Genomic DNA, 12785 nt, shown 5'->3' with positions numbered 1-12785 from the left:
TATTCCTCCCTAAAATATACTAGAAATTAATTAGGCTCTGCTAAAAAAGCAGAGCCCTTTAAATTAAATATAAGTTGTGCTAATAATTAAAGGTTATCAGGTCTGCCAGTTTCTCCCCAATTTTCTACATCAATTTCATCATTGACGATCATTTCTTTAATTTCAGCTATCCGATCAGCGTGAGGAGAAGTAACATTTTCCTTCATCTCTTTAATAGCTTCTAACTCAGCTTCAGTAATAGTTCCATTATCTAAAGCATCCATTACAGGCTGTCCAACTTCAGTCATACTGGTTAGATCAACACCACCATCAGCTAATGTAAAGTATAGATTATTACCACCCTGATAATCATCTTCTACTACAGATTTTACTGTATCAAATACAGCATTATCTACCTTTTTAAGCATACTTGCAATAACATAACCTGGTGCAACATAGTTCTGATTTGAATCCACACCAATTGCATAAATATCTTCTTCTTCAGCTGCCTGGAAAACTCCAGAACCTGTACCGCCAGCAGCGTGATAAATTACATCTGCACCATCATCAATCATACCAAGTGCAATCTCACGACCTCTGGCAGGATCTCCAAAGTCATCAGCATATCTTGTCTGAAATTCAATATCAGGATTAATATATCTTGCACCCTGGTAAAATCCACCTTCAAAACGGTGAATTAATGAAAAGTCTACTCCACCAACAAATCCAACATTACCACTTTCACTGGTTAAGGCTGCTAAAGCACCAGCCAGAAATGAACCTTCCCATTCAGCAAAGTTTAAGGTAACAATATTATCAGGAACATCCTCAAACGCCTGATCTACATGTGCAAATTTAGTCTCTGGATATTCAGCTGCAACAGTTTGTAGACTGTCAGCCATCTGGAAACCTACACCTATTACTAAATCATATCCACGAGAAGCAAAACGACGTAACGCTGTTTGATCTTCAGAAGGATCTGCAGGTTCAATGTAATCAAAAGAAATTCCTAATTCTTTTTCTGCTCGCTGTAAACCGCGGTAAGCTGCATCATTAAAAGAAAGATCTCCAAGACCACCAGTAGAAAGAACAATACCAACTCTAGTGTCCTGTGCAGCTGCAGGAACTGCTGCAAAAACCACCATCATAACAAAGGCAAAAACGATAGTTAAACTAATAACTTTTTTCAAAATAATGACCCCCTCTTATATTTTTTTAATGGTACCAAAATTTGTGAATTACATTTATAATATAACATTTTTATATTATATTTGCAACAAAAAGCATTTCAATCTCAGACAATTATTCCAAGATTAATTATATTAAAAATTTTAAATAAATTATCTGCTCCTTAAAACCTTAAATTGAAATTGATCACTTCGAAAATAATTCTTGGAATACAGAAACAATCTTTCCTGATCATCATAGTGCATCTGTTCTAAAAGTAAGATTGGACTGTATTTCTTTACATTCAATTTTTCCATTAATCTTTCTCTGGCCGTAACCGGAATAATTTTTGTCACCGCATATTTGATTTTAAGGTCATATTTGTTTTCCAGTAAATCAAAAAGTGAATGACTAAAATCGTCATTAATGTCAATTGGGAAGATATTGATGTTTAAATAATCAATACAAAAAACAACAGCCTTGTCATCTGCAGTCCTGATCCGCTGTATTTTTAGTATTTTTTCGTCTTCTTTAATGTTCATTTTTAGAGCAAGATGTTTATCAATCTTTTCTTTCTCAACTTCTAAACCTATTGTTCCGGGTGTGAACCCCTCTTTTTTTATTGTATCAGTTACACTAAAAAGTTCTTCGATTCCCCTTTTGAAACGTGGAATTGGTTTTGAAACAAAGGTTCCCACTCCCTGACTTTTAATAATCTTACCCTCTTTTTCTAAAACTCGGAGGGCTTCTCTTAGACTAGCTCTGCTGACATCAAGTTCTTTAGCAAAAGCTGTCTCAGAGGGTAGTTTATCACCTGCTTCATAAATTTCCTGATCAATTAAGTTTTCAATATGCTCTTTAATTTTTAAATAAAGAGGCCGCTTATCATGTTTTAAGATGTCCAACTCTCTAAATCCCTCCTCCTTTCTTCAGACGTCTTACCTGTCTGACAACTAACTAAATAGTATCACAATTCAAATTTTTTGTCAAGATTTTAACTGTTTTCAGTTTCATCTTTTTGAGCTTCTTCTTCAAATTCACCGTTTAATATTGCTTCTAGATCTTCCTCTTCTACTAAAACTTCTCGCGGCTTACTGCCAGCATAGGGTCCTACAATGCCATCTTCTTCCATAGTATCAATTAATCTTGCCGCTCTGGAATGGCCAATATGCAGCCTTCTCTGCAGCATAGAAATTGAAGCTCTATATTTAACCACAAGTTTTACAGCTTCTTCGTATAACTCATCCTGTTCATCATCAATTGATAGTTCTACCTCTTTGATATCATCTTTTTCAATTTTATATTCTGCTGTAGCCTGTTTTTTAACAAAGGAAGTAATCTCAGTAATTTCCCGATCTGTTAAAAATGCTCCCTGTATCCGCTGCGGTTTCTGCATCCCTACAGGTGCGAAAAGCATATCACCTTTTCCTAATAATTTCTCAGCTCCACCCATATCTAATATGGTACGCGAATCGGTTGCCGAAGATACTGCAAAAGAAATTCTACTTGGAATATTTGCCTTAATCAAACCAGTAATTACATCTACAGATGGCCTCTGAGTTGCTATAATTAAATGAATACCTGCTGCTCTTGACATTTGTGCCAGACGGCAGATATTATCTTCTACTTCATTAGCAGCAACCATCATTAAATCAGATAACTCATCAATAACTACAACTATATAGGGCATCTTATCCTCCGGATCATCTACCTGTTTATTATAGGAATCAATCCCCCGGCTTCCAGTTTCAGAAAAGCGATCATAGCGGTCTTCCATTTCTTCTACCACCAGTTTTAAAACATTTGCAGCTTTTTTAGGATCAGTCACAACCGGAGTAATTAAATGAGGTAAGCCCTGATAGATATTCAATTCAACTTTTTTAGGGTCTACCAGCAGTAATTTAACTTCTTCTGGAGTTGCCCGATAAAGGATACTGCTGATTAAAGTATTAATACAGACACTTTTACCAGAACCAGTTGCTCCTGCCACCAATAAATGAGGCATTTTTGCCAGATTAAAGACTGCAGTATCTCCATCTATTCCTTTACCTAAAGCAAGTGTCAGTTTAGCTTCTGCTTTCTGAAATTCTTCAGAAACAATTACATCTCTAAAAGAGACTGTAATATCATTACCGTGGGGAACTTCAATTCCAACTGCTGCTTTACCAGGAATGGGAGCTTCAATCCTGACATCTTTTGCTGCCAGAGCAAGAGCTATATCATCAGATAAATTTACTATTTTACTGACTTTTACTCCTGTTGCTGGCTGTACTTCATAGCGGGTGATTGTCGGACCATGATTGACATTAATCACTTTCGCTTCTACTCCAAAACTGCTTAAAGTTTCTTCTAATAATTCACTTTTATTTGCCAGTTTAACCTTCTTTTTTCCGGAGTCATTTAATAAAGAAATACCCGGGAGAGTGTAGTCTCCGTGTTTTTCTCCCTGGTCTTTAACATTTTTGGATTGATCCTTAGTAATGTCAAAATCCTCTGTTATTTCTTTGTTATCCTCATTTTTTTCTGTAACATTTTTAATTTGCTTCTTTTTCGTTTCTGCTTGAGTATAATTTTTCTCAGCTTGCTTTTTATTTGTTTTAGAACCTGTCTTTTCAGCTTCTAAATTTTCATAATTATTATTAGCCTCTTTATCTTCTCTGGCTCCAGAAACCACATCATTTTCAGCAGCATTATTTTCTGAAAGTTTTTTCTGTTTCTTAATTTTCTTTTTTTCTTTTCTGGCAGCTCTGCTGTCCTTGATTTTTGCAAAGATATTAAATCTACCAAAAGAAAAACTGCCGAAAAAACTAATGATTTCATCTTTTAAATTTAACAAAGATTCTCTAAATGCTAAAATTTGCTCCTTAGTTTTACTAAAAATATTATGTAAAAATAAATCAAATAATAAAAGAATACCAGTTAATAAAAGTACTGATAGGATAATATAAGCTCCATTAACAGCAAATAATTCTGTCAGAAAATAACTAATAGCTCCTCCAATTATTCCTCCAGCTGCATTCTGAGGTGTATTTAGAAAAAAACTGCCGCCATCATTTAAATTTATAATCGAAATAATTGCAATAAAAGATAATAATAATCCTAAAAATCTGGCTGTTAAACTAATTTTTTTCGATCTAATTAATTGAATTCCCCAGTAAACAAATAAAAGAGGCAGAAGATAGCTGCCACTTCCCACTAAAAAATAATAGGCGTTACTGATATAATTGCCCAATAAACCTGCAGAATTACTAAAAATTGCAAAATAACTGATTGCAGCAAAGGTAATTAAAAAGAGTCCCAGTATTTCATTTTTTCTTTTCTCTAGTTTGGGATCATTTTTTTGCTTACTCATCTCTGCCCCTCCTCCTATGGTAACTATTAATAAAAGTTTTACCAAACTCTGACTAAGTCAGATTAATAAAAATAACTACTGCTGCTATTAGCCAGCAATAATAACTAAAATAATTTAATTTTTTTTCTGCCAGCACTTTCAATAAAATTTTAATCGCAAAATATCCGGAAATAACAGCTGAAAAAAATCCTAAAAACACAATTTTTAGATCCAGATTAAAAGTTCCACTTTCCAACACATTTAAAAACTGTAAAAAACCAGCTCCACCGATTACCGGTATTGACATCAAAAATGAAAATCTGGCTGCTGCTTCTCTATTTAACCCCTGAAATAAAGAGGCTGCAATTGTAGTACCAGAACGTGAAATACCAGGGATAATAGCCCCTCCCTGAGCAAGACCTACCAGTAAAGGCTGCCAGAATTTGAGTTCTTCTACTTCCAGTAAGCCATCATCAATTTTTTCCGTAATATATAAAATTAAACCAGTCACAATCAGCATTAAAGCTGTTAAATATGCATTGGAGAATAGATTTTCAAAAAAATCTTCAAATAAGACTCCAATAACTCCTGTCGGAATTATTGCCAGTAAAATATAAAAAGTTTCTTTCCTTTTTTCTTTTTTAAATAAAATCATATCCTTGATATCCTGCCAGAAAATAATAAAAATCGGGATTAAAGTACCAATATGTAATATAACATTGAATAATACCTGATCTTCCTTAATATTTAAAAAATACTGAGCAATTACTAAATGACCGGAACTGCTGACCGGTATAAATTCTGTCAAACCCTGAATTAAGCCCAAAAAAACTGCCTGAAAACTATTCAATTTTAATTTCCCCTCCTTCTTTTTATTATAGCACACTCTGAAACATATGTTCAAATTTAAAACCAGCTGCTTTTACACAGCTGGTTAATTTAAGCTTAGTTTCTATACTTCCATAATTACAGGTAAAATCATTGGATTTCTTTTTATTTTTTGATATATATAATTATTGAGTGAGTTGCGGATAGTGTTTTTGAGCACTGACCATTCGGTTACATTATTCTCTTCACAGTCTTTAAGCGCATCCTCTACTCTCTTGGTTGCAGCTTCAATTAATTCTTCAGATTCTCTGATATAGACAAATCCCCGGGTAATAATATCTGGGCCAACCAGTATATTACCATGTTTATCAATTGTAACTACAACTATAATAATTCCATCTTCAGATAATAATTTTCTATCCCTTAAAACAATATTACCAACATCACCAATACCCAGTCCATCAATCAAGACATCTCCGGATTGAACATTGTAGTCCTTTTCCACTTTTTCATCACTGAATTTGATTCTGTCACCAACATCAGCAATATAAATATTTTCACGAGGAATACCATTTTTCTCAGCCAGATCGGCATGTTTATATAAATGTCTGTACTCTCCGTGAACAGGAACAAAGTATTTTGGTTTTACCAGATTCAGCATTAACTTTAATTCTTCCTGACTGGCATGACCTGATACATGAACTCCAGAAACATCTTCGTAAATTACATTGGCTCCTCTGCGATAAAGTTTGTTAATAGTTTGACCCACAAATTTCTCATTTCCGGGTATTGCAGAAGCAGATATCATTACAGTATCTCCATCTTTAATGTTAATGTGATAATGATCTCCCCGGGCCATCCTGGTTAGAGCTGCATAGGGCTCTCCCTGACTTCCAGTTGTCAGTAAAGCTACTTTACTGTCAGGTAGGTCCGAACAATCCCTAATATCAACAATCATATCATCAGGAACCTGTAGATAGCCAAGTCTGCGAGCTATATCCACATTGTTGATCATACTGCGGCCTGTAAAAGCAATCTTGCGGTTATATTTAAAGGCTGCATCTACAACCTGTTGAACTCTGTGAATATTTGAAGCAAAGGTTGCAATAATAATTCTTTCTCTGGCACCTCTAAATATTTCATCCACAGTCTCTCCTACAACTTTTTCGGAAAGGGTATAACCTTCGCGTTCAACATTGGTACTATCCGAAAACAGAGCCAGCACACCTTCCTCACTATCTCCTAATTCAGCCAGTTTATGAAAATCAGCAACTTCTCCATCGATTGGAGTCTGATCAAACTTAAAGTCACTGGCATAGACTATAGTACCCAGAGGAGTTTCAATTGCCAGAGCACAGGTATCAGCGATACTGTGATTAACACGCACAAACTCAACTCCAAAATTTCCAACCTGATATTTCTTACCTGAATGAACCACTTTTAATCTGGTATCTTTTAGTAATTTGTGTTCCTTTAAATTTCCTTCTAAAAGCCCCAGAGTTAATTTAGTCCCATAAATTGGAGCGTTAATTTCTTTTAACAGATAAGGTAAACCACCAATATGATCTAAATGACCATGTGTTAAGACAATTCCATTAATTTTATCCTTGTTCTTAATTACATAATCATAATCAGGAATTACCAGGTCTATTCCAAGTAAATCATTTTCTGGAAATTTTACTCCCGAATCAATTATCAACATCTCACCATCAATTTCCAGAACCCACATATTCTTTCCGATTTCTCCGACTCCACCCAGTGTAGTCATTGAAACATTTTTTATTTTATTGTTATCCTTCATTTAAAAAACAAAACACCTCCATAGTATTTTAAAACAAAACTGTCATTCTTTACTTTTTATTTTTTTAAAACAAAATCTTCCTTACTTTCTTTAAAAAATTGAACACAAAAAAATAGCCTAATCCTGCCTGTAAATCAGTAAAAATAAGAAACCCGTTCCAAAGCGTTAATACTATTATACATAGTATTTAAATAAAAAACAAGCAGAATTAAGCATTTATAATTTTTAGACTAAATTATTTTCAATTAAATATTCAGCAATCTGGACTGCATTTAAAGCAGCTCCTTTGCGTAAATTATTAGCAGTCAGCCAGAGATTAAGTCCATTCTCTACAGAATTATCTCTTCTGATTCTCCCTACTAAAACATTATCATTATCTTCTGTATCAATCTGCATTGGATATTTTTCCGCTGCAGGTTGATCTACTACCTCTACATTTTTAGTTTGAGTAAATAATTGCTTAACTGCTTCCACTTTAAAGTCTTTATTTAATTCAATATTTAGTGATTCACCATGACCAAAGATCACAGGTATCCGAACACAGGTAGCAGTTATTGATAAATCAGGATCATGTAAAATTTTATGTGTTTCATTAACCATTTTCATTTCTTCTTTAGTGTAATCATTATCCAGAAAGACATCAATTTGAGGAATTGCATTAAAGGCAATCTGGTGGTTAAAGTTTTCATTTTTTATTTCTTCTTGACTTAAATAGGCTTTAGTCTGGTCAATTAACTCATCAACAGCTTTTTTACCTGCTCCAGAAACTGCCTGATAGGTATTAATCACCAGCCTCTTAAGACCATATTTTTCAGCCAGTGGTTTTAAAAGCATTACCATCTGAATGGTTGAACAGTTGGGATTGGCAATAATCTGCTGATGTTCTTTTAAATCTTCACCATTAACCTCAGGCACAACTAAAGGAGCATCCGGATCCATTCTAAAAGCATTACTGTTATCGATTACTATTCCGCCTGCTTTTTTTACCTGGGGTGCCACCTCCTTGGAAACTCCACTACCTGCAGAAAACAGGGCAATATCTATCCCCTCAAAGGTCCCTTCTTTTACAGATTCCACAGTTAATTCTCTATCTTCAAATTGAATTTTTTTACCTTCAGAACGCTCAGAAGCAATCAGCTTAAGCTGACCAAGAGGAAAATTCCTCTGACTTAATATTTTAAGCATTTCTCTACCTACTAAACCTGTTGCACCTACTACTGCTACATTATACTTTTTCATAAATTTCTTCTCCTTTCTCTACTACAGGGCGTCCAAAGTAATTTGTTCCCCAGACACCAATTATAATTAATACTGCTCCAACTACTTGAAATTTAAAAAATGGCTCATTTCTAAATACAACCCCGGCAATTATAGAAACAACTGTAGTTAAATTTGCAAACACAGCTGATTCTGCAGCGGTAATTTTAGAAAGAGTATAATTCATCATAAAAAAGGCTACCACGGAAGAAAAAATTCCTAAATAACCAACTGTAATTAAAACATCAGTATTTGTAAACAAGTTTAAATAACTGCCAAAGGCAAAATCTTTTCTATAAATTGCTATCAGATTAAAAAGTAAAGCTCCAAAACCCATCATCACATATGTAATCTCTACTGGTTTGAATTCTAAAGAAAGCTGCCTGGATATTATATTATAAAAACCAGCTGCAATAACAGCTACTCCCAGCAAAATTAAACCAAGGAAATTGCCGGCAATCGAACTTGCACCTCTATTTAAAATAATAAAAAAGGCTCCACCTACTGATAAAGCTACAAAGATACTCTGAATAAAAGTAGGTTTTTCATTTAAAAACAAAGCCGCAAGTATGGTAACGGCTATCGGAATTAAAGCAATCATCATCCCGGCCTCAGAAGAGGTTGTATATAACATACCTGTAGTTTCACAGATAAAATAAATACCAGGCTGAAATAAAGCTAAAAGAAATAACTTTTTTAAGTTTTTACCTTTCAAATTGATTTTTATTATACCAGTTAATCTTAAAATACTCAAGCAGAGAAAAGCAATTGCAAAACGAAAACCAAGTAAGTGGAATGGAGACATCAGCTCCAGTCCCTCCTTGGTAAATAAAAACGAAAAGCCAAATATTGAACTAAAAACTAAACCAGCAAGATAAGGAGAATACTTTTTAAATTTAAGCACTTTAACTTCCTCAATTCTTTGGCGGCCAGGGGCCATAATATTGATAAAACTGAGTCTCTACCCCACCATTGTATAATTTTCTTCTTTTACTGGCCTCTTTACCAAAGAGCTTTTCAAATTTAGAATGAGAGGTAATAATATAGTAGGACCAGGTCTCAAGCTTTAAAAACTTTTTCCCCATCTCTCTATATAACTCTTCTACTTCTTCTTTTTCCCCCATCCGTTCTCCATAGGGAGGATTGGTTATTATATATCCATATTTGCGGTTGGTTGAAAAATCTTTAAACTCCTGTTCCTGAAAATGAATAATATCATCTACTCCAGCCTGCTGTGCATGATAACGGGCAATACTAATTACCTCAGGGTCCTGATCATAACCCATAATCAGACGGGGTTCTACATTAATCTTTTTAGCTTTTTTAGCTTCCACCCGGGCCTTAGGCCATTCGAAATCTTGAAATAGCGGCCATTTTTCAGAATTAAACTTTCTTTTTAAGCCAGGAGCCTGATTTTTGGCCATCATGGCTGCCTCAATTAAAATAGTTCCGGAACCACAAAAGGGATCAATTAAAATCCTATCTTTATCCCAGCGGCTGAGATAAACCATACCGGCCGCTATAGTTTCCTGTATTGGTGCGGTAACTGACAGTTCCCTGTAGCCTCTTTTATGAAGTCCAGTTCCAGAACTATCGATAGTCAAAATTGCTCTATCCTTATATAAAGCAAGCTCTATTGGATAAAGCGGGCCATCTTCATTAAACCACTCTATTCCATACTCTTTTTTCATTCTGTCCACAACTGCTTTTTTTGTTACAGATTGACAGGTTGGTACACTGCTTAACTGGGAGTCTATTGATTTAGCACTGACTGGAAATTCTGCATCTTGAGGCAGCCACTGGGGCCAGTCTAAATTTTTAACTCCATCATAAAGTTCATCAAAATCACGAGCCATAAAATCTCCAATCTTAACTAAAACTCTTTCTGCTGTTCTGAGCCAGAGGTTTGCTTCTGCAATCGCCTGCAGATCCCCTAAAAATGTGATCCTGCCATTTTTAACTTCTGTAATTTCATAACCTAAATCATTTATTTCTTTTTTTACCAGGGCTTCCATACCAAAGGTACTGGTTGCCATAATTTCTATTTTATCCAAAAAAATTCTCTCCTTTTATTCTCCGACTACTATTTAGCCTCTAATTAAATTACAATTTAGATATTTAAAATGATAACTGAATAATTAAATTCAAAAAAACTTATTTAAAATTTACTCCAACATTCTTTAAATCTGACTTTACCTGTTCAATATCATCTGGATTAACAGCTCTGGTACCTTCTAAAATAACATTAGTTTTAAAACCGTTTTTTGCACTATCCTGAGCTGTATATTTAACACAGACATCAAAGGCCAGACCCACGATATCTATTTCCTCAATCTCCAATGATTTTAGCAATCCTGCCAGTCCCAGATCTGTGCCATCATTATCCTGAAAAGCAGAATAGCTATCCACTTTTTTATCTGTTCCTTTACGCAGGATATAATCAAAGTTTACTGTCTTAATTTCTGGATTAAATTCTGCTCCTTCAGACTGCTGCACACAGTGATCAGGCCACAATACTGGCCCCAATCCCTGCTGATCACTATATTCAGAAAATGGTTCCTTATTATGATTTGAGGCAAAACTCAAATGAGAATCTGGGTGCCAGTCCTGAGAACCAACAATAATTTTATATTGATCAGATTCCAACAGCTGATTAACTTGATCATTAATTTCTGATGCATTGGGGACTGCTAGTGCTCCCTCTTCGTAAAAATCATTCTGCAGATCAACAACTAATAAGGCTTTTGCCATTTTGATCACCTCTTAATTCTTTTAAGACCAGGATTAATCTAACAGTAAAGTTTAATTTTTTCTTCTATTAAAATAAATTAAACTTGAATTCGGCAAGTAAAAATACCGAATTCAGTTATGATAGTCTTTAAACAGTAAATCTAGTTCAAATTTTTTTGAATAAAAAAAATAGAATCTCCCTTAAGGTTTGTGGTAAAATGTTTTTAGCACAAAAACCATACCAAAACCAAAAAGGAGATTCTGATATGAGTTTACCACAAAACAACAATAAAATAAATAGTTTTAACAAATTAAATATTCCAGCTAAATTTGATAGTGATACAGTGTCCAGTTTCCCAGCTTTTTCTTATCTGGAAGCTGCTAAATCCTGTATAGATTTTAAATCTCTAATCTCAGATAATATTAGCTATCAAAAAGCAGCTAACGCAACTTATCAGCCTGCTGATATCATTGATTTTATGGTTGATGCATCTATTCTAGGCTATTCCCGCTTTTCTCACTATGAAAATCTTAGAGAAGATGCAGGATATTTAAAAATCAAAGATTTTAATGTTCCCAGTGAAAAAGTATGTCGTGATCTTTTAAAAGCTCTTCCTGAAGAAAGTGTAAATGAACTAAGAGAGCTTAACAAGAGCCTTCTTGCAACAATTGCTAAAACACAGCCTGCTAAAGAAGTGATACTCGACTTTGACGATACAGTCTGTACCGTTTTTGGTAATCAGGAAGGTTCTGCAAATGGATATAATCCAAGATATAAGGGCAGACCATCTTTTAAAGAGAAAGTTGGTATCATTTCTAAGACTGATGAACTACTTAACCTGACACTGGAAGAAGGGACTCATCACAGCAACCATGAATTTCTTAGTTTCTTAGAATCCTGTATTGAGACTTTACCTAAAACCTGGTATCTAAAAAGAATCAGAGCAGATAGAGGTTTCTTTGACCAGAAAAACTTTAGATACTGTGAAGATAACGGTATCGAATATGTGATCAAAGCTAAAATGCAAAATGGTGTCAAAAAAATTATTGATTATGTCAATGAAAATCCAGACCAATATCCCTGGGTCAAAATTGATAACACATTTAGTGTTACAGAAATTAGAGTCCCACTAAAAAGCTGGGATAGAGAGCGTAGATTTGTTTTAATCAAAAAATCATTACCAAAAAGCAACAAAAATGGTCAGCTTCTTTTTGAAGAATTCACCTATGAATATCAGGCCATCGTTACTAATGTTGACTATCTAACAGCTGAAGAAATATTTAATGACTACAACCAACGCTGTAATATTGAAAACAAGATTGATGAGCTGAAAGAAGGGTTTGCCTTTGACCAGAACACTCAGATTAACCGCAAATGTAATGAGCTGTATTTACTGATTAAAATGATAGCTTTTAACCTTAATAACTGGTTTAAAAGAACTTTCTTACCTGAAAGTATGCACCACCATGAGATAAACACAATCAGAAGAATATTTTACAAAACAGCAGGTAATATCTGCGGCAGCGGCTGGTACAAACACATCCGCTTTGCTCCAAATAAACTGCTGGAAAAAACAATTAAATATCTTAGAAAAGCACTAACAGATTTTAGAAAGAAGGTGGTCCTAAATTAAAACCACCAGTACAGTTTAGACTAATTTTTAAGCTATGAAAACCATAGTTTAGTTAAGT

At 34.4% G+C, this 12785-nt stretch carries 10 protein-coding genes; 1 reads left to right on the top strand and 9 read right to left on the bottom strand.

Annotated elements, in window-relative coordinates; all coding sequences use genetic code 11:
• Window positions 1-86 precede the first annotated feature (86 nt).
• From C7958_RS03650 to pncA, 9 genes are all read right to left on the bottom strand, one after another.
• Window positions 87-1169 carry a BMP family lipoprotein gene (locus C7958_RS03650; RefSeq protein WP_111571318.1) on the bottom strand — a complete coding sequence of 361 codons (1083 nt, stop codon included), beginning with the start codon at window positions 1167-1169 and terminating at the stop codon, window positions 87-89.
• Window positions 1170-1319: 150 nt separating this feature from the next.
• Complete coding sequence (locus C7958_RS03645; RefSeq protein WP_111571317.1) at window positions 1320-2051, bottom strand: GntR family transcriptional regulator; 732 nt, start codon at window positions 2049-2051, stop codon at window positions 1320-1322.
• Window positions 2052-2140: 89 nt separating this feature from the next.
• Window positions 2141-4498 carry an FtsK/SpoIIIE family DNA translocase gene (locus C7958_RS03640; protein WP_111571316.1) on the bottom strand — a complete coding sequence of 786 codons (2358 nt, stop codon included), beginning with the start codon at window positions 4496-4498 and terminating at the stop codon, window positions 2141-2143.
• Between the two features lie 52 nt (window positions 4499-4550).
• A complete protein-coding gene (locus tag C7958_RS03635) occupies window positions 4551-5327 on the bottom strand; it encodes an undecaprenyl-diphosphate phosphatase (protein WP_111571315.1) in 777 nt (258 codons plus the stop codon).
• A 102-nt stretch (window positions 5328-5429) separates the two neighbouring features.
• Window positions 5430-7106, bottom strand: a complete 1677-nt coding sequence (locus C7958_RS03630) for a ribonuclease J (RefSeq protein ID WP_111571314.1) — start codon at window positions 7104-7106, stop codon at window positions 5430-5432.
• Window positions 7107-7331: 225 nt separating this feature from the next.
• Window positions 7332-8345 carry an aspartate-semialdehyde dehydrogenase gene (locus tag C7958_RS03625; RefSeq protein WP_111571313.1) on the bottom strand — a complete coding sequence of 338 codons (1014 nt, stop codon included), beginning with the start codon at window positions 8343-8345 and terminating at the stop codon, window positions 7332-7334.
• Complete coding sequence (locus C7958_RS03620) at window positions 8332-9267, bottom strand: DMT family transporter (RefSeq protein ID WP_111571393.1); 936 nt, start codon at window positions 9265-9267, stop codon at window positions 8332-8334. The genes C7958_RS03625 and C7958_RS03620 overlap by 14 nt, the downstream gene beginning before the upstream one ends.
• 10 nt (window positions 9268-9277) lie before the next feature.
• A complete protein-coding gene (locus C7958_RS03615; RefSeq protein ID WP_111571312.1) occupies window positions 9278-10417 on the bottom strand; it encodes a THUMP domain-containing class I SAM-dependent RNA methyltransferase in 1140 nt (379 codons plus the stop codon).
• A 100-nt stretch (window positions 10418-10517) separates the two neighbouring features.
• Window positions 10518-11114, bottom strand: coding sequence for a bifunctional nicotinamidase/pyrazinamidase (gene pncA / locus C7958_RS03610; protein WP_111571311.1), 597 nt, complete (start codon window positions 11112-11114; stop codon window positions 10518-10520).
• Window positions 11115-11359: 245 nt separating this feature from the next.
• Between pncA and C7958_RS03605 the strand changes: the two genes are divergently transcribed.
• A complete protein-coding gene (locus C7958_RS03605) occupies window positions 11360-12727 on the top strand; it encodes an IS1380 family transposase (protein ID WP_111571310.1) in 1368 nt (455 codons plus the stop codon).
• Window positions 12728-12785: the final 58 nt, after the last annotated feature.

The sequence above is a fragment of the Halanaerobium saccharolyticum genome, from assembly GCF_003259895.1.
GTDB classification, from domain to species: Bacteria; Bacillota; Halanaerobiia; order Halanaerobiales; family Halanaerobiaceae; genus Halanaerobium; species Halanaerobium saccharolyticum_A.
Note: the sequence above shows the minus strand (reverse complement) of the source record. Positions and strands in the feature narration are given on the sequence as shown.